Here is a 24,841-nt window from a genome sequence, read left to right as displayed (position 1 = left end):
GGATAAGAAGCCGAAGAGGCCATCTTTCATCAGCACCTTTTGACCAAGGATAGAACTGATAATAAGAAACTCGAGATCCCACAGGAGAAACTGTATGCGTTACTTTCAACTCACGCCACTGGCTCTGGCGATAACATCCCTGCTAGCTGCCCCGGCTGTTTTCGCCGATAACGATGATGCCAATGCTGAAAATGTAGAAACCATTGTCGTCACCGGTACCCGGGTCGCCGGCCGAACCATTTCCGATACAGCGGTACCGGTCGACTTAGTCCGCTCTGATGTGTTGGAGCGATCCGGCACCACCGAGCTAAACCAGGCCTTATCGGTCGCTTTGCCTTCATTTAACTTCCCAAGACCCGGCCTTGCCGATGGCACCGATACCATCCGGCCGGCCACCTTGCGCGGCTTGTCACCGGATCAATCCCTGGTGTTGGTCAACTCCAAACGCCGCCATGCTGCGGCCTTGGTCAATGTCAATGGCACCGTCGGTCGTGGTGCCTCGGCGGTGGATCTTAACACCATTCCGATGAGCGCCATCAGTGCCATCGAAGTGCTGCGTGACGGTGCCTCAGCCCAATATGGCTCCGATGCCATTGCCGGCGTAATGAACGTACGGCTGCGCGAGGCCAGCGATGGCGGCTCCGTCACAGCTGGTTACAGCTTCCGTGACACCAGCTACACCACCCCCACAACGGATCCCACCAACCCACCGGTTGCTGGCCAAACCGTGCCAGATGCAACCTGGGGCATTGCGGATGGGCGCATTAAGCGATCCAGAACCGATGGCAAAACCTTTACCTTGGCAGGCTGGAAAGGGTTAGAGTTGGGTGACAATGGCTTTTTGACCCTATCGGCGGAGTTTAAAGATCAAGACCGCACTGAGCGCGGTGGCTGGGATTACCGCCGTCAGTACCCACGGCTGGAAGATGGCAGTCTGGACCCACGTGAACTGACCTTCGATCGCTTTAATGCCTGGTACGGCGAGCCAGAACTGCAACAATGGACCTTATTCGCCAATGCCGGCATCACTACAGATAACGGCAAGCTGTATGGCTGGGCCAGCTATCAGAATCGTCAGGCCACCTCGGCCGGCTTCTACCGACCAGCCAGTGATGCCCGCAATGTGATCGAAATTTACCCGGACGGCTTTTTACCGCTGATCTCACCCGATGTCGATGATTTTAGTGCGGCATTCGGCTACGAGTGGGACTGGGGTGAATGGCAACTGGACAGCTCTCTGGTCTACGGCTCGAACAAAATGGCCTTTACCATTGAAAATACCCTTAACCGCTCGTTAGGCCCTGCCAGCAAAACCGAGTTTGATGCCGGTGGTTACAAGTACAATCAGTGGGTCTATAACTTATCCGGGGTCAAAGCCATTGATGTCGATGGGCTTGCCTCTGCCCTGAACCTGGCGGTGGGCATTGAAGCACGGCGCGAAGCCTACTCCATCTTTGCTGGCGAACCCGACTCCTACCGCAATGGTGGTGTCTTGCTGCCGAGTGGCCTCCCTACAGCTTCTGGCTCCCAGGTGTTTCCAGGCTTCCGGCCAGCCAATGAAGTCAGTGAAAGCCGGACAGCTGTCGGTGCCTACCTGGATTTGGAAGCCAATATAACGGATGACTGGCTGGCATCGGCGGCCATCCGGGCCGAGCGCTATTCGGATTTTGGCAGCAACCTTTCGGGCAAATTTGCAACCCGCTACGATTTTAGCGATGCCTTTGCGCTGCGTGGCTCGGTGCAAAATGGTTTCCGGGCGCCCTCCTTACAGCAACAAAACTTTACCGCCACCTCAACCAATTTTATCAATGGCATTCCTTTTGATATTACCACCTTCCCGGTCAGTGACCCGGTGGCAATAGCACTAGGAGCGCGCGAGCTGGATGCTGAGAAGTCCATCAACTTCTCGTTGGGTGCCGTGATGCGTTTTGATGCTGTCACCATTACGGTGGACGCTTACCGTATTGATATTGATGATCGCATTGTTCTTTCCGAAAACCTGACACAGGCGAACGTACGTGAGTACCTGGAGTCTCAGGGTTTCCTTGGCATTGGTGGTGGCCGTTTCTTTATCAACGGTGTCGATACCGAAACCCAGGGGGTTGATGTGGTGATCAATTGGTCCACCATGACCGACAGCATCGGTAACTTCGACTTTACGCTGGTAGGAAATTACAACAACACCAAAGTCACCCGGATACCGGAAACAGCCGAGCTGGCCGCTTTGGATCCTGCCCCAACCTTATTTGGCCGGGTCAATGTGCTGACCTTTGAAAAAGGCAACCCGAAAGACAAGCTGGGTGCCATTATCAATTGGAGCCATGATCGTTTTGGCGCCACTTTAAAAGCAACCCGCTATGGCGAGGTATTGGCACCCAATGCCAATCCGGCCAACGACTTTACCTTAGGGGCTAAGGTCCTGGTGGATTTGGAAGGACGCTACCAGCTGACCGACAGCATGCGTGTCGCCTTTGGTGCCGATAACCTGTTCGATACCTATCCAGATGCCTTTCCAATTCACCTGAACACCACAGGAGCCACTTCTTTTTCCAACTACTCGCCTTTCGGCCGCTCTGGTCGCATGGTCTACGCCCGCATTAGCTACGATTTTTAAGCTGATCGCGGCACAAACAATAAAGGCGCCTCCCGGCGCCTTTGTTGCTTGCTAAGAGAATCCCTGTGGGGTCAGCCACTACTGCGCTAAACCATGAATGGCTGACAGCGGCGTAAGCTGCTCCAGCGCTGGCTTGGCAAAATAGTAGCCTTGCAGGTAACGCACACCGGCCGACACCAGCCAGGCCAGCTCAGCGGCACTTTCTATGCCCTCAGCCAACACCCGGGTCCCTTGCAGTTCGCATTGTGCCATGGTGTCCTGGACGATGGCTTGCTTGGCCGGGCTTTGGTCGATGTCTCTGATCAAGGCCATGTCTAATTTCAGAATGTTGGGTTTTAGGCGTTGCAACCACTCCAGATTGGCAAAACCAGCGCCATAATCATCAATGGCCGTTAAGAAACCATGGCGGGCATAACTCTGGAAGATGCGGGTTAAGTGTTCTTTGTCCGGGATCTCTTCCGTCTCTACTACTTCAAAAATAATTTTTTCTTTGCAAAAGCCATAGAGATCGCTGGCTTCCAAAGTGGCTTTGATGCAGGTCTCAGGGTTGTAGACCGCATTGGGCATAAAATTGATATTCAAATAGGTGCTGCAGCCAAGCCGGGCCGCAGTTTCAATGGCTTTGACCCGACAGGCCTGATCAAAATAATACCGATTGCTTTTGTTGATGCGCTCAAACACCCAACCAGCCCCCTGCCCTTCAGGGCCACGCACCAAAGCCTCGTAGGCAAAAATTGATTGCGCTTGCCAATCCAGAATTGGCTGGAACGCCATTTTGATGTCAAAACCAAGGGATTGACCGCTCAGGCAGTCCTGACACGTCTGCTGCTTGATGCTGGCGGGAAAGTCCATGCAACCTCTGTTCGTGGGTTCGTTTCTTTTCAGTATAGTCATAGATTCAAACCATTACAGCCCGCAGGCGGGTCTTTAATCGATAATTCGTGTTGATTCAGCAGAAGCAGGCAATGATGGATTTTATCAAGACAGCCAACCACCAGCCGGACTGACAGCTCGGCTGTCAAAGTGTATACTTCGCTACCTGAGTCGGGGCTGATCCTGCCATGCTGCAGCTACGTAATTTGCTGCTTTGCCAATGAACGAGCTTATGAAATACAAAGATTTGCGAGACTTCATCCATCAGCTGGAACAACGAGGCCAACTGAAACGCATCACGGTCGAAGTGGACCCGGTGCTGGAAATGACCGAAATAGCCGACCGCACCTTGCGTGCCGGTGGCCCCGCCTTGCTGTTTGAAAACCCGAAAGGCTCAAAGATCCCGGTACTGGCCAATCTGTTTGGTACCCCGGAGCGGGTGGCTCTGGGCATGGGGCAAGAAGATGTCAGCGCTTTGCGCGAGGTGGGCAAACTGCTGGCCTTTTTAAAAGAGCCCGAGCCCCCCAAAGGCTTAAAGGACGCTTTCAGCAAGCTGCCAATTTTTAAGCAAGTGCTGAACATGTCGCCGAAAAAAGTCCGCAAAGCGCCCTGCCAGGAAGTGGTACTGACCGGCGACGCCATCGACCTAACCCAACTGCCCATCATGCATTGCTGGCCCGGCGACGCCGCGCCTCTGATCACCTGGGGACTCACCGTCACACGGGGCCCACACAAAGAGCGGCAAAATCTGGGTATTTATCGCCAGCAAGTGCTTGGCAAAAACAAAGTCATTATGCGCTGGTTATCCCACCGCGGCGGCGCACTGGATTTTTTCGAATGGCAAAAAGCCCACCCGGGTGAGCGTTTCCCGGTTGCGGTGGCCTTGGGCGCAGACCCTGCGACCATTTTGGGGGCGGTCACGCCAGTGCCAGATACCCTGTCCGAATACGGCTTTGCCGGCCTGCTGCGCGGTGACAATACCGAAGTGGTGCAATGCCTAAGCAATGACCTGCAAGTCCCAGCCAGTGCCGAGTTTGTGCTGGAAGGCTACATCGAGGCCGGCGAGATGGCACCGGAAGGACCTTATGGCGATCACACCGGCTATTACAACGAGGTGGACAACTTCCCGGTGTTTACCGTCACCCATATCACCCATCGCAAAGACCCGATTTATCATAGCACCTACACCGGCAGACCACCGGATGAGCCGGCCATTCTGGGGGTGGCTCTGAATGAAGTATTTGTCCCTATTTTGCAAAAACAATTTCCGGAAATTGTCGACTTTTATCTGCCACCCGAAGGCTGCTCTTATCGCCTGGCGGTTGTGACGATGAAAAAACAGTATCCGGGACATGCCAAGCGGGTGATGATGGGGGTCTGGTCGTTTTTACGCCAGTTTATGTACACCAAGTTTGTCATTGTTTGCGACGACGACATCAATGCCCGTGACTGGAAAGATGTGATCTGGGCCATCACCACCCGGATGGATCCGGCCCGCGATACCACGCTGGTCGAGAACACGCCCATTGACTACCTGGATTTTGCCTCACCGGTTTCAGGCCTGGGTTCTAAAATGGGGATGGATGCCACCAACAAGTGGCCGGGTGAAACCGACCGCGAATGGGGCGAGCCCATTGTGATGGATCCGGCGGTCAAAGCCCGGGTGGATGCACTCTGGCCCGAACTAGGCATTGAGCTGCCAGAGCCATGAGCCAAAGCTACCGGATTACCATTATGCCGGCCGGCCTCAGTTTCGAGGCCAGTGCTGGTGAAACGATACTGCAAGCTGCACTGCGCCAGGGCATTGATTACCCATACCGCTGCCAACAGGGCGTTTGCACCAGCTGCGTTTGCCGATTGCAGCAAGGCGAGGTACGCTATCAGCCACCGTCGCCGCTTTCGGACATCGACAAGACGCAAAACTTTACCTATGGTTGTTTAGCCTATCCGACCACGGATTTGGTATTGCACCACCCTTTTATTCAAGCCTGATGAGACCAACATGAACCCAACCCAATGCGCCGTAGAAGCCATTACGCCTTTAACCCCTTTTGTGCAAAGGGTGTTGCTTCGACCGGAACAACCGGTGACTTTCCTGCCAGGCCAATACCTTCAGCTTTGTCTGACAGAGCAGGACAAGCGCCCCTTCTCGCTGGCCTGCACGCCCGATAGCCAGCTGCTGGAACTGCATATTGGCGGCTCCAAAGCCGATGAATACAGCAGTCAGGCGCTGAATTATCTGATGCAGCAGCAACAAGCCGGGCAGCCGGTTTGCATTGAAGGAGGGCTCGGCCAGGCCTTTTTGCGCGCAGAGCGCGACAACCCCATCGTATTGCTTGCTGGTGGCACCGGCTTTTCCTACATCTACAGTCTGGCTCAGGCGTTGCAGCAACAAGGCCAAAACCGACCGGTGTTTTTATACTGGGGTGTCAGGGAAGAGAGCAGCCTTTACCTGCAGCAACAGCTGGCGAGCTGGGCTAGCAGCCAGCCTGGCTTTCGATTTATTCCGGTGGTGCAAGAGCCTGAAGCCAGCTGGCAAGGACGGACCGGCCTGGTGCATCAAGCGGTGCTGGATGATTTTGTCTCACTGGATGCGTATGATATTTACATCGCTGGCCCTTTCCCGATGGTGGGTATGGCACGGGATGCCTTTTTGCAGCAAGGCGCACATCGCGAACAGATGTTCGCTGATGCGTTTGCTTATATCTAAGCGGGAACCAGACTGCATGGACCCGTTCAGTCGTGTTTTGCTCAGCATGAACTGGTCCAGCCAGATGGCCTGTGCCATAATCCGGGTCTGTTTATAGACGAGATTGCCCCTATGCCACACCTAACTGATATCAAAGTCCGCGGCTATCACCTTGATATTTATCAGCATGTCAACAATGCCCGTTATCTGGAATTTTTAGAGGAAGCCCGCTGGGGCTATCTGGAAGACAATGGCGACGTCGAGTTCTTTCAGAAGCTGGGCCTGGCCTGGGTCATTGTGAACATCAATATCAACTACCGTGAAGCCGCCACCATGGGGCATACTCTGCAAATCAGCACCCGCTTCAGCAAAATTGGCAGCAAAAGTGCCATGGTCCGCCAGGAAGTTCGGATTAAAGGCAGCGACACCCTTGCTGCCGATGCTGATATTACCTTTGTCTGTCTGGATCAAAAAACCGGCAAAGCCGTCGCCATTGAAGGGGCTTTAAAAGAGCGACTGGAGCAGCAACTGCAGCAGGGTTAAGGCTAGGCGCGTAGCAGACACTAATCTTAAGAGCAGAATCAACTGCTCTGATTGAACACACTGCTAATAGGGGTTGCTAGGTTGGTAGCTGGGGTTTTGCCGTCCATCCAGCGAGATCCGCAGCGGCACTACTGAGCTTTGATGGCTGCCCAGCTGATAGTGATCCCCCGGCACCAGACGGTAACGCAGCAAATCATCAATGATGACCGGCTGGCCACACTCGGTTTGACGAAACTGAGTCTGATCGTCGGCTCTGACCATATAAACTTCATGGTGCCCATAGACCTCGGTCTGGCCATCGCGCGCCACCCAAAGTGCTGTTTGCTCGGAGACCGCAATACCGGTCAAGGCTTTTTCGGGATGATGGGCTAAAAACACCATCAAACGCCCCATTCGATCCCGTTGCTTAAAGTGGGTATCGGTTAGGGTGCCAGCCAACATCGGAGCCTGCAAAAAGTCGCCGCTAAAGCGAATGTTGGCATCGCAAAAATCCTTCGCCACCTCAGAAGATACAGCACTGCCCACCCCATCCGGGTTGTAGACAACTTCGCCTAAAATCGCATTACCTGCCGAGGTACCGCCAATAATGGCCCCTTTTTGGTAGGCGTAGTGCAGCTTTTGCTGCAAGCGGGTATCTTGCCAATAGCGGATGTACTCGGACTGATCGCCACCGGCAAACCAGATAAACTCAGCGGTTTTCACCGCCCAGGCCACATAATCGCTGTTGGCCTTATCCCGGCTGTCAACAATCAAAGTTTCCACCGAGGCAGCCTGAGTCAGCTGCTGCAAGTAGTCGTTGTAGCCGGCCGCGCCGCGGGTGCGCAATACCAGCACATTGCCATTTTGGATGTGAGGCCGTACCTTGCTGACAAAAATACTGTCCACATCACTGCTGCCACCCATCAGAATAACGCCGGCATCATCGGGGTTCAGAGCAACACACACATCGCCGGTATAGCCCACCGCATAGCGGGTTAGATTTGCCGGCCGCTCTGGCCTTGGCCCATAGCCACAGGCCTCCGCATTGGCCAGTTGCTCAATACTGCTCAGCAATTCTGTTTGTGTATCACTGCTGCTACAACCCGTGTTCAGTACCACCATCATGCCAAGAGCCAGCACTGGCATTAACTTCTTCATTTGAACCATTGCGTATCGCATCCCTCTGTTGTGCGCTGGCCGCAGCAGATGCGGCCAGGCACTTGTTTCGTGTTAGTAAGGGTTGGATGGCGTATAAAAGCTACTAAAATTGCCATTGATTCCAATCCGGATTGGCGAGACCGAGCTGCTGTTATTCAGCAGATTGTAGCTATCGCCAGACAACAAGCGGTACCGCAACAAATCGCTCATCACGACCGGCTGACCACAACTGGTTTGCTGATACGAGGTTTGGCCATCGGCCCGAAGCACATACACTTCGTACTGGCCATCCACCACCGCATGGCCATTCGCCTGCACAAAGAGTGAAGTACGCTCTGACACACCGATGGCGCGACCCGAGCTGCCTAAGTGCGCCTGAAACACCGCCGAACGTCCCATCCGATCCCGCTCATAAAAGTGGGTGTCGTTGATGGTGTTGGCCAACATCGGAATGTTCAGAAAGTCGGTGCTGATTTGAATGGTATTGTGGCAAAAGTCGGTTACCACTTCAGCGCTTACAGCTCCCTGAACACCATCCGGGTTGTAAACAAACTGACTGAGCACATGGTTACCGGCCGACGTACCACCCACCACGCCACCTTTGTCGTAGACATACTGGATGGCCTCTTCCACCTTGGTGCCCTGCCAATTGCTGATGTAGGTACTTTGATCACCACCGGCCAGCCAGACAAACTCAGCGGTACGAATCACCCAATCCACATAGTCGCTGTTGGCCTTGTTGCGGCTATCGACAATGATGGTTTCTACCGAAGCGGCATTGGTCAGCCCCTGCAGGTAGTCATTGTAGGCACCGGTTCCAGCAGTACGCAGTACCACAATATTGCCGCCCTGAATATGTGGAGCAACCCGCTGACTGAAGGCGTCATCCACATCGGTACCGCCCCCCATCAACAATACAGCCGGCTCCGACAGCTCGACGCAGTTATCCTCCAGACTGCCCACCCGGTAAACCGTCAGGCCACCCGGCTTACTGGGCCGCGGGCCATAGTCGCAACTGCCAGGCGTCGGATCAGGATCGCCCCCTTGCCCGTCCCCGTTAAAGGTGACCAGCAACTGGTAATTGCCAGTGCCAGCATAGCGGGTGACCTTGATGTAGTGTCGTCCGGGGGCAGCGGCTGGATAGGTGCCGGTTTCCGGGTTGTTCGCCGTTTGGCCGGAGAGGATGTAACTGCCGGTTTCCCGGTACAAAAACCAGTCAAAATCAACATTATTGCCGTGACTTAAGCTGATGGAGATATCACCGGTGCTGGTGGTATCAAAATAAAACCAGTCCACATCGTTGCGGTTATGGATGCTGGCATCCACCGTCACCCCGGAACACAAAGGCCCATTGGCGCGGCTTTCGGTGTTGTTGTTTTCCTGCTCCTGCGTCAGACAGGCGTAGGCATGGCTACTAATCAACAGCGCCATGGCGCTGATTTGAACGAGTGCTTTCATTGTTGTTACCTGCTTATCGTTATTATAGAAATGCCCTAAGGGCAGAAACTCCGCAGCATGCACTACAGGTACTACACAGACTACGGAAGTATTCGGATTGAACCTTGGCTAAGACCTTAGCAAGGGAAGGTGGCTATTCGTCGAACCACTCAGAGAGGTGATAATCGGTGGCGCATGCATGCAGGCCCTGCTGGCGAAAAGCCAGGCAGCGGGTGTCGAATTGACAGGGGCCATGCAGGATCATACAAAGGTGTCAGTTTGATTACTTTATAAACACTATTGTCCCGCGACAGGCATGTTGTCAAGAAAAAACTTAATATTTGTCAGCTTAATTGACACTGCAGCCAAGTAAGCCATTGAGGGGTTTGATTTTAATCAGGCCAAAAAATCTGCCAGTTGTCGCCACTGCAGCAAGCGTTGCTCGCGTGCAATAGTCGCATTGGCCGGGCTGCTTGATGGCAAGGCCAGTAGCTGGCAGCCGTCGGGTAACACCTGCTGTGGCAGCACCCAGCGCTGAAAGCTGTGTTGCGCTTTTCGGCCGTTAAAGGCGATCACACGAATGGCCGGGTGAGTGGCAAAAAACTCAGCAAAGTTGTTTGGTATTTCAGCACGGATGGCACTGTCCAGGCTGCCCTGACGTTCACAGTGCTGCAGCACATCCCACAGCGCTACTTGATTGTTGAGTAGCGCCTGGACGCGTTCCGGGTAGGCTAAAGCGGCATCAAAGCCAAACAGCTCGGCCATGATGGGCCAAAAATGATTGCGCGGATGACCATAATACTGCTGCTGCGCCAGTGACACGGCTCCTGGCATGCTGCCCAGCACCAACAGCCGCGCATCGGGCCGGCTGACTGGCGCCAGCCCGGTGAGCTGCGCCATCAGGGCGATCCGAACGTCGCCAGTTCAGGCTGGTACTGCAACGCTTTTTTCCAGGCCAGCCGCGCTTGCTCCAGCTCCCCTTCCTGCGCAGCCAGCCAGCTCAGCACGGCATAGAGGTAACCATTGGCGGCATGATCACGCAACCAGTGTTGCACCTGTTTGCGCAGTTGCAACACCGAGTTGCCCAGTGGAATTTGCCGCAGGTAAGGCCAGGCCAGCTCCACATCGGCCAGCGCCAGCGTATTGACCAGCAGACGCTCCGCCTGCTCCGTTTGGCCCTGATTGGCTTTGGCCCAGGCCCGGCCAATCGCAGCCGCCACCGATTTGCGCTCTTTGCCAGGCAACTGTTGCCAGTAATCGGCCTGCTCGGAAAATTGCCCTTGCTGCACCAGGCTGCTGATGGCTTTGGGATAAATCTGGTAACGCTGCACGGCCCATTGCGACTTGCTAAACCAACGCTGTTTAAGCGCCGTCGGCACCTGTTCCAGCAAGGATTGCCACTGCTCGGCTTGCTGTAAGCTGTAAAGGTAGAGCTGGCCCAGGCCACAGGCCGTTGATTGCTGCTCCATCCGGGGCTGTAGCAACTGGGCCGCCTCGGCCGCACGTCCTTGCTGAATCAGCAGGTCGGCTTTGACAAACCAGGTATTGGCATCGGACTCGGGCAACGCCTGGACCAACTGCTCAGCCTGTTGCTTTTGGCCGGCATAAAAGGCGGCGTAACCGGCCAACATCTGCTTTTCCTGCTGGTGTTGGTGATGCTGCAGCGATTGTTGCAGCAAAGCCGCGGCATCCTGCCATTGTTGCCGCGCAAAAGCGCGCAGCCCCTGCTGGAAGGCTTGCTCGGCTTTTTGTCGCCGGCGCCACTGCCAAAAGCGCCAGGATCGACTGGGCAGCAACCAAACAAAACGCAACAGCCGCAGCACCAGCCAGCTCAGCAGCATCACCAGCAACAGGCAGCTCAACAGCCCCACCAAAGTCATCTCAAGGGTATAGCCGGCAACCACGATACGGACATAGCCTGGCTGGGCCAATACCAGGGGGCCGAACCACATGGCGAGCGCCAGCAACAACACCAACAGCAGTAGTCGCATCATGGCGCCTCTCCTGCTTCATCCGACAGCAAATCGATGGTGCGCTGATAACGTTGCAATGCCTCCAGACTTTGAAAGGGCGCGATGTGGCCTGGGTGAAGCTCCTGGCCAATTAGGGCTTCCAGCCGGGCTAGCAGTTGCTGGGTAGCCGGCGCAGAGTCCAGGTAAAAACGCTGCACCAGGCTTTTGGCCTCTTGCAGGCTGGCCCGAAACAGCGGTGTCTGCTGTTGCAGCGCCGCCAATTCGGCCTGTACCAGTTGCTGTTGCAACCGCTGCTGCACAATGAACTCCTGCTCTGCGCTCAGGCTAAATTCATCATCCGCCGTGGCCCGACGCACCTGCACCAGTTGACTCAGGCCTTGGCGCCACAGCTGCCGCCAGCGCTGTTGCCAGCCTTGCTCTGCGGGCACCTCAGCTTTCAACACAGGCCCGGCTTGATGTGTAAAAGGCAGTTCCAGCGCTTGATCACGCAGCGCACGAATGGCCAGCTGCGTCTCGACCGGATCGGGGATCCGAAGCCGCGCCAGCGCTTGCTGATCTTGCCGGATGGCTTCACGAACCATCACCAAGGATGGCTCCGCCAACTGTGCCAGCCGACTGTCGGCGCTTTTCAGCAACTGTTGGCTGGTGGCCACATCCAGTTCCAGCCAGATTTTCTGGCTGGCCATCCGCAGCAGGTAGTCCACCTCTGCCAATAACCAGATGCTGGGAGCTGCACCCTGTTGTTGCTCCAGCCGCTGCTCCAGAAAACGCAGCTGCTGCTGAAATTGAGCCGCTTGCTGTTGCAATTGCTGCTGTTGCTCCTGCTGCTGAAGGCGCTGTTGCCGCAACCATGATTCCTGCCCGGCTTGCATATCGGCCTGCACCTGCCGGCTTTGCTGTTGCAACAAGCGCCGCTCTTCACTGAACAGTCGCTCCCACTGCTGCTGTTGCTGCTGAGGCAGCTGACTCAGTTGTTGAAATTGCGGGTAAAGCCACCAGGCAGCCGCTGTCAGTGCAGCCAGCAACATCAACAGCAACCACAGCGCCAGCCAGGCGATGCCCCTGCCGGTTTTCCGCGCAGGCTCTTGCATCGCTTCTTCCGACAGATAACGCATCGCATCGCCTTCCTGTGGCGTTGCCTCTGCTGCAGCTGCTTCAGTGGTATCCGGCTCACGGCTCATAAGTAACCTCTTTTGTAGTGACCTATCGCTGCCATCAAGGCGCTGTCGTTGGCATTGTCTGCCAGTATAATCTTGCTCACCGGAATGCCAAGTGTCAGCGCGGCATCGTGCATGCGCGGGCTGACCAGGATCCAGTAGCGGCTGCGCAACCAGTCATGGCCCTCGACCGGTAGTAACGAAAATAACCGCCGCATAATTTCTTCGCTGGTGACCAGAATACAACTCACCTGCTGCTGCCACAATGCATACAAGGCACAGCCATCCAGCTCGATTGGCAACCGATGGTAGCTTTGCACATAACGCACCCGGGCTCCCCGCTGTTGCAGCCCCTGCTTCATCAGTTCACGGCCACTTTGCCCCCGTACAATCACGATGTTCTGACCATCCACCTGCTGCATGCAAGGCATCGACAGCACCCCTTCGCTGCGCTGATCGTCCGGGTACAGCACCTCGCGGCCGGTCCACTGCTGCAACACCGTGGCGGTGGTGTGGCCGACAGCCCGAAGGGGAGCCGCCAGCGTGCTGGCATCCAGCTGCTGCTGCAGCGAGGTGACGGCGCTGACACTGACAAAAATCAACTGATCGGCCTGTTGCAGCCATTGTTGCTCTTTGGCTTTGATCGGTACCAGTTGGGTCGCAATCAGAGGCTGATACAGATACTGATAGCCCAACTGATCCAGGCTGGCCAGCAAGCCATCGGCCTTGCCGGCTGGTCGGGTGATTAACAGGCTGTGCGCTGTCATGCGCGGTCCTGATAAGCGGCTGCCAGCAAATCGGCAGCCCCCTGGGCCAGCAGTGCTTCTGCGACCTGCTCACCCAGGGCTTCGGCTTGCTGACGCGGCGCTCTGGCTTCCGCCTGCAGTATCTGGTCGCCATCCAGCGAGCCGACCAGGCCGCGCAACCAGAGGTGATCCCCTGCCAGTTCCGCGTAAGCGCCTATCGGCACCTGGCAACCACCTTGCAAGCGACGGTTCATCGCCCGCTCGGCCAGCACCCGATCCGCGGTATCGGCATCATGCAGTGCAGAGAGCCATTGCTGTGTCACCACATCGTCAGCCCGGCATTCAATGCCAACCGCCCCCTGACCATTGGCTGGCAGGCTTTGCTCGGGTTCCAGCCAATCGGCGATACGCTGTTGAAAGCCCAGCCGAATTAACCCTGCCGCCGCCAGAATGATGGCATCAAAGTCGCCCTGGTCCAGCTTGGCCAGACGGGTATTGACGTTGCCACGCAGATCATGAATCACCAAATCGGGGCGTCTGGCTTTTAACTGGCACTGCCGGCGCAAGCTGGAGGTGCCAACCACAGCGCCAGCGGGAAGCGCATCCAGATTGGCGTAACGGTTGGAAACAAAGGCATCGCGCGGATCTTCCCGCGGGCAAATGGTTTGCAGCACCAGGCCATCCGGAAAGGCCACCGGTACATCTTTCATGCTGTGCACCGCGATATCGGCCCGTCCATCCAGCAAGGCCGTTTCCAGCTCTTTGACAAAAAGCCCTTTGCCTCCAATTTTGGCCAACGGCGTGTCGAGAATTTTATCCCCCTGAGTCGACATCGGCACCAACATCACCTGCAGATCAGGATGATGCTTTTCCAGCTCGGCTTTCACGTATTCAGCCTGCCACAGTGCCAGCGCGCTTTTCCGGGTTGCTATGCGTAAAGTCTGGGACACCTCAGCACTCCTTTTCAGTGATCAGCAGACGCTGCAAAAAGCTGCGGATGTCGGCCACTTCCTGGGCGCACACGCTGTGCTCCATCCGGTACTCGTGCCAGCGTACCTGAAAGCCCTGATTTTTTAAGGCATGAAACGCCTGTTGCCCACCGGCCATCGGCACCACCGGGTCCTGGGTGCCATGACCAATAAAGACCGGTGTTGTTTTGTTGGTAGCCACGGCCTCTGCTGGCAGCTTATCGGGTGCGCAAAGGTAGGTGGACAACGCCATCACGCCCGCCAGTTTGTAGGGCAGACGCGGCAACAAATGCAGCGCAATAACGCCGCCCTGGCTAAATCCAGCCAGCACAATGCGCTCGGAGGGAATGCCTTCGGCGATCAGGCTATCCAGCAACTGCTGTACCTTGGCCGCAGAATCGCGAACACCGGCTTCGTCGGCCCGGCTCAATAAGTCCATACTTTTAATGTCGTACCAGGCACGCATTTCCATGCCACCATTGATGGTGACCGGCTGCACCGGCGCATGCGGAAAAATAAAACGAATACCGGCATCAGCTGGTAAGCGCAGCTCTGGCACTATGGGGGCAAACCCATGACCTGAGTCACCCAAACCGTGCAGCCAGACCACCACGCTCTGGCATGGCCCCTGGCTGGGTGTATCGACAAAAGGAAGTGTTGTCATAACATTGGCTCATCTTGAGTAGCTATGCCAGTCGTTGTACTGGCGGTTCGTCGCAAAGTCCGGACTAACCGGGACCCACCCGGCTAGCCGCCGGTCGGTGTGCACAGGTTTCAGCCAACGAATTCAGCCTATTCGCGATCATTCATAGCGTCAGCTGTTTGCTTTTGCGGCTAAGGATGCGATTATAGAGTGTCTGGCAATTTATGAAATACATCATCATGCATCCAGCTTACCGAACTCGTTTGCTTGTTTCCCGTTTCGCCTTGGTCGCGGTGGCTTTGCTGGCCTTCACAGCCTGTGGCCAAAAAGGTCCTCTTACCTTACCACAACCGCCGGAAACTGTCGCAGAAGAGCCAAGCGATCCCCCTGAAAAAACCAACAACTTTGTTTCTCAGAGCGAGCCATATGGACCATTTTAATTACCGTGAGCAGCAGCTTTTTGCTGAAGACGTGCCTTTAACAGACATTGCCAGTCATTACGGCACCCCCTGTTATGTCTACTCCCGGGCCACCATCGAACGGCATTATCATGCCTTTGCCGATGCCGCCAAAGGGCACCCCCATTTGATCTGTTATGCCGTCAAAGCCAACAGCAATCTGGCTATTCTGGATGTGCTGGCCCGACTGGGTTCTGGTTTTGACATCGTGTCCGAAGGTGAGTTGCGCCGGGTCATCGCTGCCGGCGGCGATCCAAAAAAAGTGGTCTTTTCTGGTGTGGCCAAAACCGCCGACGAAATGCGTTATGCGCTGCAACTGGGCATCAAGTGCTTCAATGTCGAGTCGGAAGCCGAACTGATGCGCCTGCAGCAGGTGGCCCAGTCGCTGGATCAAGTGGCACCGGTTTCCATCCGGGTCAATCCGGACATCGATGCCAAAACCCACCCGTACATTTCAACCGGTCTGAAAGCCAACAAGTTTGGCATCGATATCAATGATGCCGAGCGCATCTACCAACAAGCAGCCGCCGCTTCTCACTTGCAGGTGGTCGGCGTCGACTGCCACATTGGCTCACAGCTCACCGAAACTCAACCTTTTCTGGATGCGCTGGACAAGCTATTGGCATTGATTGACCGTCTGGCTGGCCTTGGGATCCGCTTGCAACACATCGATGTCGGTGGTGGCCTGGGTGTCCGTTATCAGGAAGAAACCCCACCGCACCCCAGCGAGTACGCCGCTGCTGTGGTCGAACGCTTGCAACGCTACCCGGAACTGACGCTGATTTTTGAACCGGGCCGGGCCATTATGGCCAATGCCGGCGTGTTGCTGACCCGGGTGGAGTACTTAAAGCCAGGTCAGGAAAAAAACTTTGCCATTGTCGATGCCGCCATGAACGACTTAATCCGGCCGGCACTGTACAGCGCCTGGCAAGCCATCGTGCCGGTGCAGCAACAAAGTGACCGTGCAACCCAGCGCTACGATGTGGTGGGCCCGGTCTGCGAGACCGGTGATTTTCTCGGCAAAGACCGCGATCTGGCGATTGCCGAAGGCGATTTGCTGGCGGTCCGCTCAGCCGGAGCCTATGGTTTTACCATGAGCTCCAATTACAACAGCCGGCCCCGGGCGGCCGAAGTGCTGGTGGATGGTGGCAACTGCCATCTGATCCGGCAACGTGAACTATGGCAGGATTTATGGCGCGGCGAACAAACGCTCCCATGACAGCGCAGCGTCATGACAAACGCGGGACTGTGCTGCACTTTTCCAAGATGCACGGTCTTGGCAACGACTTTATGGTGGTGGACAACGTCAGCAACAATGTCTACATCACGCCCGAGCAAATTCGCCGGCTGGCCGATCGCAACTTTGGCATTGGCTTTGATCAACTGCTGATGGTCGAGCCACCCTATGATCCGGATCTGGACTTCCATTATCGCATTTTCAATGCCGATGGCTCCGAAGTGGAACAATGCGGCAATGGCGCCCGCTGTTTCGCCCGCTTTGTCCGTAGCCGCGGCCTGACCAACAAACACAAAATCGGCGTCAGCACCAAGTCAGGTACCATTCAGCTGCTGGTAGAACAAGATGGCCAGGTCACAGTCAATATGGGCGTGCCGCAGCTGGAGCCGGATCGCATACCGTTTAAAGCCAACAAACAGGAAACCACTTACATTCTGCGGGCCGACGATCAAACCTTGCTGGCAGGGGTGGTTTCAATGGGCAATCCCCACGCGGTGACCATTGTTGACCAACTGGATACCGCCGCGGTTGACATTCTGGGGCCTTTATTCGAGTTGCATGAGCGCTTCCCGGAGCGCGCCAACATCGGCTTTATGCAGATCATCAACCCTCAGCACATCAAGCTGCGTGTCTGGGAGCGCGGTGTCGGTGAAACCCTGGCCTGTGGTACCGGAGCTTGCGCTGCTGTGGTAGTGGGTGCTTTGCAGAAAAAACTCCAACAACAAGTGCGGGTAGACTTACCCGGTGGCAGCCTGACCATTCGCTGGCAAGGCCCCGGCCAACCGGTTCGGATGACAGGCCCCGCCACCCACGTATACGACGGACAAATCAATTTATGAGTAGCAACAAAGAAAACAACAGTCTGACAGCCGCTGAACTGCAAGCCGATGAGCAGCGAATGCAAGCCGCCCTGGTGATGGATCACCTGCAGCAACACCCGGACTTTTTCCTGCACTACCCAGAGCTCTTGGCAGAGCTGCGTTTACCCCACTCGCAAAAAGGCAGTATTTCCCTGGTCGAGCGCAAGCTGGAGCTGCAACGGGAGAAAATCCACGCTCTGGAAGAAGAGATCACCCGCCTGATGGGCATCGCCCGTCACAACGAGTTGATTTTTAAAGCGCTGAATCAATTGCATGTCGATTTGATGCAGTGCCGGCACGCCAGCGAGCTGCAGCAGCACTTAACCGCCTTTACTACCGCCATGCCAGGCGTGCATGCCTGCAAGCTGTTCTCCTTTGCCGCCGAGGGCAGCAAGCCGGATTACAGCCAGTTTGAACTGCTGCTCAACCGGCGCCTGAACGATCGCAACCTCTATCTCGGGCGGTTAAACCAGGAGGAGCAGCAACTGATTTTCCCGGCCAGCATTCATTCGGTCGCTTTGCAATTGATTCAGGCCGGCGATACCCCGCTGGCCTTGCTGGCCTTCGGCAGTGAGCAGGACGATCACTTCCAGCCCGAGATGGACAACTTGTTTCTGGCCCATATCGCCGAACTGGTGGTGCGGGTGCTCTCACCGGCGCACCATGTCGCCTGAGCAGACGGGCTCAGCCTTGCCTGAGGCGCTGGCCGGGCCGCTGCAACGTTTTATCGATCACCTGCGCCATGAGCGTCAGTACAGCAAGGCCACACTGAGCAGCTATCGGCAGCAGCTGGAAGCCATTGCCATCCGTTTGCCGGTGTCCTCTTGGTCGGAGGTAAAACAGACGATGCTGCAACGCCTGCTGATGCAGGATTTTCAGCAAGGTTTAGCGCCGCGCTCACTGGCCCTGCGCGCCGCCAGTTTGCGCAGCCTGTTTCGCTTTTTGCAGCCCGAGCTTGGATTGGAGATTAATCCGGCCCAACAGCTGAAAGTCCCCAAAGCGCCGAAAACCCTGCCGAAGCAACTGGATGTCGATCAAATACGCCAGCTGCTGGATGCCGAGCCCGAGGATAGCCTGGGCTACCGCGATCGCGCCATGCTGGAATTGTTTTACTCGTCCGGCCTGCGTTTGGAAGAGCTGGTCAACATCAATCTACCGGACATTGACTGGCACCAGCGGCTGCTGCGGGTGCGGGGTAAGGGCAGCAAAGATCGGTTGGTGCCCATTGGCCGCTTCGCCATCAAGGCACTGCAAAGCTGGCTGCAGCACCGGCCCGAACTGGCCGGCCCCAAGCTGCCGGCAGAGGACAGTCAGGCACTGTTTTTAAGCCTGCAGCAACAACGCATCTCCACCCGCCAGGTCCGGCAACGGGTCGAACGCTGGGCCAAACAGCAAGGGCTGCCACAATCGCTGCACCCACACATGCTGCGCCACTCCTTTGCCAGCCATCTGCTCGAATCCAGTGGCGACTTGCGCGCCGTGCAAGAACTGCTCGGCCACGCCAATTTAAGCACCACTCAGGTCTACACCCACCTCGACTTTCAGCACTTGGCTAAGGTGTACGATGGTGCGCATCCCAGAGCAAGGAAGAAAAGTTAATGCAGTTATATAAGGCATTGGCGCCTTTTCAAGTCTTATCATTCGATTTGGACGACACCCTGTACGACAACCGGCCGGTCTTGCTGGCGGCCGAACAGGCGATGCTGCACAGCCTGCAGCAACAACTGGCGCCTGAGCTGCACAAACCGCTGGACTACTGGAGTCAGCAGCGCTGGCAACTGGGGCAACAACAACCGGACATTCGCCACGATATTGGCCGTTGGCGCTTGCTGGGACTGGAAGCAGGGTTAATTCAGCTTGGGCTGGCGACTGGTAAGGCGGCTAAAATCGCCGAAGCCGCTTATCAGGCTTTTTGGCAGGCACGAACGACGATCTCCATAACACCAGAAGTGCGTCGGTTGCTGCAGCAATTGGCCAGCCGCTATCAGCTGGTAGCGATCACCAATGGCAATGCCTGCATCCAGCGCATGGGGCTTGGGGATCTGTTTCAGTTCAGTCTGCAGGCCGGGCCGGATGGCCGGATGAAACCCTTTCCAGATCTATTTCTGGCCGCCGCCAAAAAGCTGCAGCTTACGCCACAACAGATCCTGCATATCGGCGACAGCCACCGGGCCGATGTGATGGGCGCACTCAGCGCCGGTTGCCAGGCCGCCTGGCTGGATCACCATCAAAGCTCAGTCCCTGTATTGCCCCATCTGCGGCTCACCCAGCTGTCGCAATTGATTAAACTGCTGGGATAAACACTGGATATCCATCCACCAAATCTTGGCCTGCGGCTCAGGCCTGTTATAATGCCTTTTTCTGTAACAATCGGATGCCCTGATGGATGTATCGAGCCTGCTGGATGACCTGAACGACCCCCAACGCGAAGCTGTGGCAGCGCCGCCGCAGCATATGCTGGTGCTGGCAGGGGCTGGCAGTGGCAAAACCAGGGTGTTGATCCATCGCTTGGCCTGGTTAATGCAGGTCGAACGAGTCGCTCCTTACAGCTTGCTGGCAGTGACCTTTACCAACAAAGCCGCGCAGGAAATGCGTGGTCGCATTGAGCACACCGTCGGGGTCAGCTTGCACAACCTCTGGATGGGCACTTTTCACGGCTTATCGCACCGCTTGCTGCGCCACCACTATCAGGAGGCAGGTTTGCCGCAGGGCTTTCAAATCCTCGACTCCGACGATCAGTACCGGCTGATCCGCCGGGTGCTGAAAAGCCTGAATCTGGATGAAAAACACTGGCCCGCTAAGCAAATTCAATGGTTTATCAATGCCCGCAAAGACGAGGGCGATCGGCCAGGCCAAATTGAAGCCGGCGGCGATTTCAGCCTGCAAACCATGCTGAAGATTTATGCCGCTTATCAGGATGTCTGTGATCGGGCCGGGCTGGTCGATTTTGCTGAGATCCTGCTGCGTTCGGTCGAGTTATTGCAGCAACACCCTGAAGTACGGGCACACTACCAACAGCGTTTTCGCCATGTGCTGGTGGATGAGTTTCAGGATACCAACGCCATTCAGTACCGTTGGCTAAAGCTGCTGGCAGGGCCAGACAGCAAGGTGATGATAGTCGGCGATGACGATCAGTCGATTTATGGTTGGCGCGGTGCCCGGGTTGAAAACATTCAGAGCTTTTTGCGCGACTTCAGCGAGCCTGTCACCATCCGGCTGGAGCAAAACTACCGCTCCACCGCCACCATTCTAAAAGCCGCCAATGCCGTCATTGCCAACAACAGCGACCGGCTCGGCAAAGACTTGTGGACCGATGGCCAGGAAGGCGAGCCCATTTCGCTCTACACCGCCTTTAATGAACTGGATGAAGCCCGTTTTATTGTCGGCCGCATTCAGGACTGGCAGCAGCAAGGCAACACCTTAAGCGATGCAGCCATCCTCTACCGCAACAACGCCCAATCGCGGATATTGGAAGAAGCCTTGATCCAGGCAGGGCTCAATTACCGCATCTACGGTGGCTTGCGCTTTTACGAGCGGCAGGAAATCAAAGATGCCTTGGCCTACCTGCGGCTGATTGCCAACCGCAACGACGACGCTGCCATCGAGCGGGTGATTAATACGCCAGCTCGCGGTATTGGCGACACCACCCTGGCCAAAGTAAGGGCAGAAGCCCGTAGCCAGCAGCTGACCCTATGGCAAAGTCTGCAGCGGATGTTGGCTGAAAAGCAGCTATCGGGTCGTGCAGCCAATGCCATTGGCCAGTTTATCGAGCTGATTGAGCAGTTAAGTAGCGAATGCATGGAGCTGCCACTGCACGAACAAGCCGAACATGCCATCAAACGCTCAGGCCTCTACGCCATGTACCAGGCCGAAAAGGGTGAAAAAGCTCAGACCCGGCTGGAGAACTTAAACGAACTGATCAGCGCCTGTCAAAGTGCGCCTTACCAGGCCGACGAGCAAATGACGCCGCTCGAGTCCTTTTTGTCCCAGGCTGCGCTGGATGCCGGTGAGTACCAGGCCGATAAGCACGCCGATGCGGTCCAGCTGATGACCTTGCACAGCGCCAAAGGGCTGGAGTTTCCGCTGGTCTTTATCAACGGCCTGGAAGAAGGCATGTTTCCCAGCCAGCAAAGCGCCGATGAGCCCGGCCGGCTGGAAGAAGAGCGTCGCCTCTGTTACGTCGGCATGACCCGAGCGATGCAAAAGTTGTATCTGTGCCACGCCGAAAGTCGCCGCATCTATGGCCAGGAGCACCACCAACTGCCATCCCGTTTTCTGCGCGAAATTCCCGAGCAGTATCTGCAGCCCATCCGCTTGACCACCCGGGTGGTGCAGCCCGCCACAGGGGGACGCTTTGGTCAGCAAGCCAGCCATCTTGCCTTTGAGAGTACCGGCTACAAGCTCGGACAACGGGTGCTGCACAGCAAATTCGGCGAAGGCACCGTCCTAAACTACGAAGGCAGCGGGGCTCAGTCACGAATTCAGGTTAATTTTGACGAGGTGGGCAGCAAATGGCTGGTCACCGCCTACGCCAGGCTGGAGGCCATCGCCTGATGTTGGTGCAGCAGCTGCCTGATTGGCTCAGAGCCGCCAGCGCTGCCCAATGCCGCCTGCCCGTGGTGTTCAGTGGCAGCAACAGCCGCTTGTTGCCGGAAGTACAGCAGCTGTTGCAACACTTCCAGCCGGACAAACTGTGCTGGATTGGCCCGGATGCGCCGGCTGGTGCACTGGTACCGAGCCGACAACACAAACAGCTCGGCACTGAGTGCGACTGGCTGATTATTAATGCAGAGCAAGGTTTTCCTGCCGATTTGGTTGCTGCGGTTAGCGGCAGTCTTAAAGCGGATGGTCTTTGGTTGCTGCTGACACCAGAGCCTGAGCAGTGGATGCAACAACCGAACCCTGACCATCGCCATCTGCTGCCCTATCCACTGGATGCAAGCAAACACCGGGGTGATTTTGTGCGGTTTTTCTGCCAGCGCTTGCAGCAATGCGCACTGGCCTGGCTGACACCCGATGAGGTGCAGCAAGCCCCCATCTTTCCGAAAATTACCACCCCTGAGCCAGCACCGGCACCTTATGCCAGCCCCGAGCAGCAAGCTGCAGTTGCCGCCATTCATAAAGTAGCGCTGGGCCATCGCAAACGCCCTTTGGTGCTGACCGCGCATCGGGGCCGGGGTAAATCAGCAGCACTTGGGCTGGCTGCCGCTGAATTAGCACAGCACGATAAACAAATCCTGTTGACGGCGCCCACTGAGTCAGCTGCGGCTATCTGCCAACAGCACTTTTGTGCCCATGTCAGTTCTGAACAGCAATCGCTGCTGCGTTACCTGCCGATTGATGTGCTGCTAAAGCAGCAACCGCATGCTGATTTGGTGCTGGTGGATGAAGCAGCCGCCATCCCCACCCCTTTGTTGCAGCAACTGGTGCAGGCCTATCCCAGAGTCGTTTTTGCCACCACTGAGCACGGCTATGAAGGCACCGGCCGCGGCTTTCAGTTACGTTTTCAGGCTTATTTGCAGCAGCACTTTGCCGGTTTTAAACAGCTGCAGCTCACGCAGCCGATACGTTATGCGGATGGCGATCCACTCGAACAACTGCTGTTTCATAGCTTGCTGTTAAATCTATCGGAGCAAGATCCGGAGTGGGACGGCGCTATCGATGCATTGCAGCTGCAACAACTCAACTCCGGCCAGCTGCTTAAGCAGCCAGAGCTGCTGCAATCTTTGTTTCATTTGTTGTCTTTGGCGCATTACCAAACCAAAGTCGATGATCTGGCCGCTTTGCTGGATAACCCGCAACTGGAAGTCTTTGCCCTGCTGCAACACAACAACCTGCTGGCTTGTGCCCTGGTTAGTCTGGAAGGCAAATTACCCGAATTACTCAGTAAAGAAGTACTGCTTGGCAAGCGACGGGTACAAGGGCATTTGTTGGCACAAAGCCTGACGTTTCACCTGCAACAACCCAAACTTGCCCAAGCGCCGATGGCCCGTGTCCAGCGCATAGTAGTGCACCCCAAATTGCAGGGGCAAGGCCTTGGCACTGAGCTGCTAAGCCGTATCAGTGCACACTATCAATCTGCGCAGCGCCTGCTCGGAACCAGCTTTGCGGTATCGGCACCGCTGCTGAGCTTCTGGTCTCGAGCTGGCTTTGTGCCGGTACGCTTGGGCGTCAAAGCCGATCAGGCCAGCGGTGAGCATTCACTGCTGATGTTGCAGCAAAGCAATAAGCACCAAAGTACCATCAGGCAATTGGAAAGCAGCTTTAGCCGCCAGCTCTATGATCAAGTCCCGGCCCTTTACTCGCAGCTTTCCCCCGCACTGCTTCGACAATTAGTCACACCACCACAGCAAACACTCAGTCAGTTGGATTATCAGGCGCTGATCCTGTTTGCCGATCAGCAGCGTCCTTTCGAACTTATTTATAGCCAGCTGCTGCATTGGTTTAATCAGCATCTGCAGGATGTGCCAGCTGCAGATGCCGAGCTCTGCATAGCCCTGCTGTGGCAAAAGAGATCCTTTGATTCTTTAGCCAGAACCTTTGGTTTAACCGGTAAAAAGCAGATCATCGAGCGATTGCGCTGCATGATGGCGGCAGCACTTTCAACCCCCGCCTCAAAGTAGTACATCAACTAAAATAGTGTTAATCTGGTGTTTTAGCTGATGACATTACCATGCTCTCAATTGTTGCTTTTACCCTCTTTTCCAGCCTTACCGCGGAGGATTTTACCGCACAACAAATACGCTTGCTGCAGGTTGCGCTTGATACAGAGCAACTTAGTCAACAGCTGACCGAAGCTTATCACCACTGTCAGCACAGTGAATCAGCTATTCAATGGAGCAGCTTATATCAAGAGCTCGAAAGCTTCCCTGCCGTCAGCGTGATCGAGCAAACTCTAGCGCTGCCCATTGCGTCTTATCGGGACTTTATAAGGAGCATCGCTCTCAAACCTTCCAGCACTGTGTTCAAATGGCAAGACAGATCGTTAGCCTGTGATGACGACGATGGCTGGGAGCAATTATTCAGGGATTACCGAGAGGCCTACTTTGCTCTAGAGCTCAGCCCTCCACTGGATCAGAGTTTTGCAGATACCCTTGCTCTTAGACAGCAAGGCCAGGATCTTCAGCAGCAGCGCTACCAACAACTGATTGCAAGCAGCAACAGCATCGCCATTGTCAACATCGTCCATAAAAGCCAGCTTTCCGCTATCCAGCAGGCCAATTACCTGCATCTGGATTACCAAAGCGATTACATCTTTCGCAGCCAAAAAGGCTGGAAGCATTATCCGCCACTTTTCCTCGGAATGCATCGCTACCTATCAGCATCTGAGCTTGCTGAGAGCAACCAGCAATGGTTAATCTTTCTTGACCATCAACAACACTTTATCCATGCCGTTCCTCTTTCCGAGGCCAAATCCTATCTGGAGTTACTTGGCACAGAGCATTGGAGCTTTGACAGGCATGGTAATCTGAACAGAAAACCGTAACGCAAAAAGGCCTACCGGTG

The 24,841-nt window shown here is 55.8% G+C and carries 23 protein-coding genes; 14 read left to right on the top strand and 9 right to left on the bottom strand.

The features are described 5' to 3' along the window. Positions 1–94: 94 nt before the first annotated feature. Positions 95–2,614, top strand: a complete 2,520-nt coding sequence (locus tag Q3O59_RS14570; RefSeq protein WP_305946282.1) for a TonB-dependent receptor plug domain-containing protein — start codon at positions 95–97, stop codon at positions 2,612–2,614. Positions 2,615–2,692: 78 nt separating this feature from the next. Here the strand turns inward: Q3O59_RS14570 and Q3O59_RS14565 are convergent, their stop codons facing one another. After that, on the bottom strand, positions 2,693–3,466 hold the full coding sequence (locus Q3O59_RS14565) for an EAL domain-containing protein (protein ID WP_305946281.1): 774 nt from the start codon (positions 3,464–3,466) through the stop codon (positions 2,693–2,695). A 253-nt stretch (positions 3,467–3,719) separates the two neighbouring features. On the opposite strand from Q3O59_RS14565, the gene ubiD reads away from it, so the two are divergent. From ubiD to Q3O59_RS14545, 4 genes are all read left to right on the top strand, one after another. Then, positions 3,720–5,198, top strand: coding sequence for a 4-hydroxy-3-polyprenylbenzoate decarboxylase (gene ubiD / locus Q3O59_RS14560; protein WP_305946280.1), 1,479 nt, complete (start codon positions 3,720–3,722; stop codon positions 5,196–5,198). Beyond that, positions 5,195–5,479, top strand: coding sequence for a 2Fe-2S iron-sulfur cluster-binding protein (locus Q3O59_RS14555; RefSeq protein WP_305946279.1), 285 nt, complete (start codon positions 5,195–5,197; stop codon positions 5,477–5,479). Before ubiD ends, Q3O59_RS14555 begins: the two co-directional genes overlap by 4 nt. 10 nt (positions 5,480–5,489) lie before the next feature. After that, positions 5,490–6,197 (top strand): NAD(P)H-flavin reductase, encoded by a 708-nt coding sequence (gene fre, locus Q3O59_RS14550; RefSeq protein ID WP_305946278.1) that lies wholly within the window; start codon positions 5,490–5,492, stop codon positions 6,195–6,197. 111 nt (positions 6,198–6,308) lie between these two features. Continuing rightward, the gene (locus Q3O59_RS14545) at positions 6,309–6,719 is read left to right on the top strand and encodes an acyl-CoA thioesterase (RefSeq protein ID WP_305946277.1); all 411 of its coding nucleotides are present in this window, start codon (positions 6,309–6,311) and stop codon (positions 6,717–6,719) included. 63 nt (positions 6,720–6,782) lie between these two features. On the opposite strand, the gene Q3O59_RS14540 is transcribed toward Q3O59_RS14545, so the two are convergent. The 8 genes from Q3O59_RS14540 to Q3O59_RS14505 form a co-directional block, all read right to left on the bottom strand. Further along, on the bottom strand, positions 6,783–7,856 hold the full coding sequence (locus tag Q3O59_RS14540) for a cyanophycinase (RefSeq protein WP_305946276.1): 1,074 nt from the start codon (positions 7,854–7,856) through the stop codon (positions 6,783–6,785). Positions 7,857–7,928: 72 nt separating this feature from the next. After that, positions 7,929–9,314 carry a pre-peptidase C-terminal domain-containing protein gene (locus Q3O59_RS14535; RefSeq protein ID WP_305946275.1) on the bottom strand — a complete coding sequence of 462 codons (1,386 nt, stop codon included), beginning with the start codon at positions 9,312–9,314 and terminating at the stop codon, positions 7,929–7,931. 375 nt (positions 9,315–9,689) lie between these two features. After that, entirely contained in the window at positions 9,690–10,193 is a 504-nt protein-coding gene (locus Q3O59_RS14530; RefSeq protein WP_369812397.1) for a DNA-deoxyinosine glycosylase, read from the bottom strand. After that, a complete protein-coding gene (locus Q3O59_RS14525) occupies positions 10,193–11,287 on the bottom strand; it encodes a heme biosynthesis HemY N-terminal domain-containing protein (protein WP_305946274.1) in 1,095 nt (364 codons plus the stop codon). The genes Q3O59_RS14530 and Q3O59_RS14525 overlap by 1 nt, the downstream gene beginning before the upstream one ends. Continuing rightward, complete coding sequence (locus Q3O59_RS14520; RefSeq protein ID WP_305946273.1) at positions 11,284–12,447, bottom strand: uroporphyrinogen-III C-methyltransferase; 1,164 nt, start codon at positions 12,445–12,447, stop codon at positions 11,284–11,286. Before Q3O59_RS14520 ends, Q3O59_RS14525 begins: the two co-directional genes overlap by 4 nt. Continuing rightward, positions 12,444–13,190: a uroporphyrinogen-III synthase gene (locus tag Q3O59_RS14515; RefSeq protein ID WP_305946272.1), complete on the bottom strand. Its 747-nt coding sequence runs from the start codon at positions 13,188–13,190 to the stop codon at positions 12,444–12,446. The genes Q3O59_RS14520 and Q3O59_RS14515 overlap by 4 nt, the downstream gene beginning before the upstream one ends. Beyond that, a complete protein-coding gene (hemC, locus tag Q3O59_RS14510) occupies positions 13,187–14,119 on the bottom strand; it encodes a hydroxymethylbilane synthase (RefSeq protein ID WP_305946271.1) in 933 nt (310 codons plus the stop codon). Before hemC ends, Q3O59_RS14515 begins: the two co-directional genes overlap by 4 nt. Before the next feature lies 1 nt (position 14,120). Continuing rightward, positions 14,121–14,801, bottom strand: coding sequence for an alpha/beta hydrolase (locus Q3O59_RS14505; protein WP_305946270.1), 681 nt, complete (start codon positions 14,799–14,801; stop codon positions 14,121–14,123). Positions 14,802–15,004: 203 nt separating this feature from the next. Between Q3O59_RS14505 and lptM the strand changes: the two genes are divergently transcribed. The 9 genes from lptM (at position 15,005) to Q3O59_RS14460 (ending at position 24,821) form a co-directional block, all read left to right on the top strand. Then, positions 15,005–15,220 (top strand): LPS translocon maturation chaperone LptM, encoded by a 216-nt coding sequence (gene lptM / locus Q3O59_RS14500; protein ID WP_228590470.1) that lies wholly within the window; start codon positions 15,005–15,007, stop codon positions 15,218–15,220. After that, positions 15,207–16,457: a diaminopimelate decarboxylase gene (gene lysA, locus Q3O59_RS14495; protein ID WP_305946269.1), complete on the top strand. Its 1,251-nt coding sequence runs from the start codon at positions 15,207–15,209 to the stop codon at positions 16,455–16,457. The genes lptM and lysA overlap by 14 nt, the downstream gene beginning before the upstream one ends. Continuing rightward, the gene (gene dapF / locus Q3O59_RS14490) at positions 16,454–17,314 is read left to right on the top strand and encodes a diaminopimelate epimerase (RefSeq protein ID WP_228590484.1); all 861 of its coding nucleotides are present in this window, start codon (positions 16,454–16,456) and stop codon (positions 17,312–17,314) included. Before lysA ends, dapF begins: the two co-directional genes overlap by 4 nt. Then, positions 17,311–18,009: a DUF484 family protein gene (locus Q3O59_RS14485; protein WP_305946268.1), complete on the top strand. Its 699-nt coding sequence runs from the start codon at positions 17,311–17,313 to the stop codon at positions 18,007–18,009. The genes dapF and Q3O59_RS14485 overlap by 4 nt, the downstream gene beginning before the upstream one ends. Continuing rightward, entirely contained in the window at positions 17,999–18,934 is a 936-nt protein-coding gene (xerC, locus tag Q3O59_RS14480) for a tyrosine recombinase XerC (RefSeq protein ID WP_305946267.1), read from the top strand. The genes Q3O59_RS14485 and xerC overlap by 11 nt, the downstream gene beginning before the upstream one ends. Further along, entirely contained in the window at positions 18,934–19,635 is a 702-nt protein-coding gene (locus tag Q3O59_RS14475) for an HAD-IA family hydrolase (RefSeq protein ID WP_305946266.1), read from the top strand. Before xerC ends, Q3O59_RS14475 begins: the two co-directional genes overlap by 1 nt. Positions 19,636–19,717: 82 nt before the next feature. Next, on the top strand, positions 19,718–21,889 hold the full coding sequence (gene uvrD, locus Q3O59_RS14470; protein ID WP_305946265.1) for a DNA helicase II: 2,172 nt from the start codon (positions 19,718–19,720) through the stop codon (positions 21,887–21,889). Continuing rightward, entirely contained in the window at positions 21,847–23,958 is a 2,112-nt protein-coding gene (locus Q3O59_RS14465) for a tRNA(Met) cytidine acetyltransferase TmcA domain-containing protein (RefSeq protein WP_305946264.1), read from the top strand. Before uvrD ends, Q3O59_RS14465 begins: the two co-directional genes overlap by 43 nt. A 50-nt stretch (positions 23,959–24,008) precedes the next feature. Next, positions 24,009–24,821, top strand: coding sequence for a hypothetical protein (locus tag Q3O59_RS14460; protein WP_305946263.1), 813 nt, complete (start codon positions 24,009–24,011; stop codon positions 24,819–24,821). Positions 24,822–24,841 lie beyond the last annotated feature (20 nt).

The sequence above is a fragment of the Alkalimonas delamerensis genome, from assembly GCF_030717955.1.
GTDB lineage: Bacteria > Pseudomonadota > Gammaproteobacteria > Enterobacterales > Alteromonadaceae > Alkalimonas > Alkalimonas delamerensis.
The sequence above is the reverse complement of the archived record's forward strand: the minus strand, read 5'-3'. Positions and strand labels throughout refer to the sequence as shown.

Bases quoted from the DNA above. Each gene is read 5' to 3' on its own strand.
- Q3O59_RS14570 (WP_305946282.1), top strand. From the start codon at position 95: ATGCGTTACTTTCAACTCACGCCACTGGCTCTGGCGATAACATCCCTG.
- Q3O59_RS14565 (WP_305946281.1), bottom strand. From the start codon at position 3,466: ATGGACTTTCCCGCCAGCATCAAGCAGCAGACGTGTCAGGACTGCCTG.
- ubiD (WP_305946280.1), top strand. From the start codon at position 3,720: ATGAAATACAAAGATTTGCGAGACTTCATCCATCAGCTGGAACAACGA.
- Q3O59_RS14555 (WP_305946279.1), top strand. From the start codon at position 5,195: ATGAGCCAAAGCTACCGGATTACCATTATGCCGGCCGGCCTCAGTTTC.
- fre (WP_305946278.1), top strand. From the start codon at position 5,490: ATGAACCCAACCCAATGCGCCGTAGAAGCCATTACGCCTTTAACCCCT.
- Q3O59_RS14545 (WP_305946277.1), top strand. From the start codon at position 6,309: ATGCCACACCTAACTGATATCAAAGTCCGCGGCTATCACCTTGATATT.
- Q3O59_RS14540 (WP_305946276.1), bottom strand. From the start codon at position 7,856: ATGAAGAAGTTAATGCCAGTGCTGGCTCTTGGCATGATGGTGGTACTG.
- Q3O59_RS14535 (WP_305946275.1), bottom strand. From the start codon at position 9,314: ATGAAAGCACTCGTTCAAATCAGCGCCATGGCGCTGTTGATTAGTAGC.
- Q3O59_RS14530 (WP_369812397.1), bottom strand. From the start codon at position 10,193: ATGGCGCAGCTCACCGGGCTGGCGCCAGTCAGCCGGCCCGATGCGCGG.
- Q3O59_RS14525 (WP_305946274.1), bottom strand. From the start codon at position 11,287: ATGATGCGACTACTGCTGTTGGTGTTGTTGCTGGCGCTCGCCATGTGG.
- Q3O59_RS14520 (WP_305946273.1), bottom strand. From the start codon at position 12,447: ATGAGCCGTGAGCCGGATACCACTGAAGCAGCTGCAGCAGAGGCAACG.
- Q3O59_RS14515 (WP_305946272.1), bottom strand. From the start codon at position 13,190: ATGACAGCGCACAGCCTGTTAATCACCCGACCAGCCGGCAAGGCCGAT.
- Q3O59_RS14505 (WP_305946270.1), bottom strand. From the start codon at position 14,801: ATGACAACACTTCCTTTTGTCGATACACCCAGCCAGGGGCCATGCCAG.
- lptM (WP_228590470.1), top strand. From the start codon at position 15,005: ATGAAATACATCATCATGCATCCAGCTTACCGAACTCGTTTGCTTGTT.
- lysA (WP_305946269.1), top strand. From the start codon at position 15,207: ATGGACCATTTTAATTACCGTGAGCAGCAGCTTTTTGCTGAAGACGTG.
- dapF (WP_228590484.1), top strand. From the start codon at position 16,454: ATGACAGCGCAGCGTCATGACAAACGCGGGACTGTGCTGCACTTTTCC.
- Q3O59_RS14485 (WP_305946268.1), top strand. From the start codon at position 17,311: ATGAGTAGCAACAAAGAAAACAACAGTCTGACAGCCGCTGAACTGCAA.
- xerC (WP_305946267.1), top strand. From the start codon at position 17,999: ATGTCGCCTGAGCAGACGGGCTCAGCCTTGCCTGAGGCGCTGGCCGGG.
- Q3O59_RS14475 (WP_305946266.1), top strand. From the start codon at position 18,934: ATGCAGTTATATAAGGCATTGGCGCCTTTTCAAGTCTTATCATTCGAT.
- uvrD (WP_305946265.1), top strand. From the start codon at position 19,718: ATGGATGTATCGAGCCTGCTGGATGACCTGAACGACCCCCAACGCGAA.
- Q3O59_RS14465 (WP_305946264.1), top strand. From the start codon at position 21,847: ATGGCTGGTCACCGCCTACGCCAGGCTGGAGGCCATCGCCTGATGTTG.
- Q3O59_RS14460 (WP_305946263.1), top strand. From the start codon at position 24,009: ATGCTCTCAATTGTTGCTTTTACCCTCTTTTCCAGCCTTACCGCGGAG.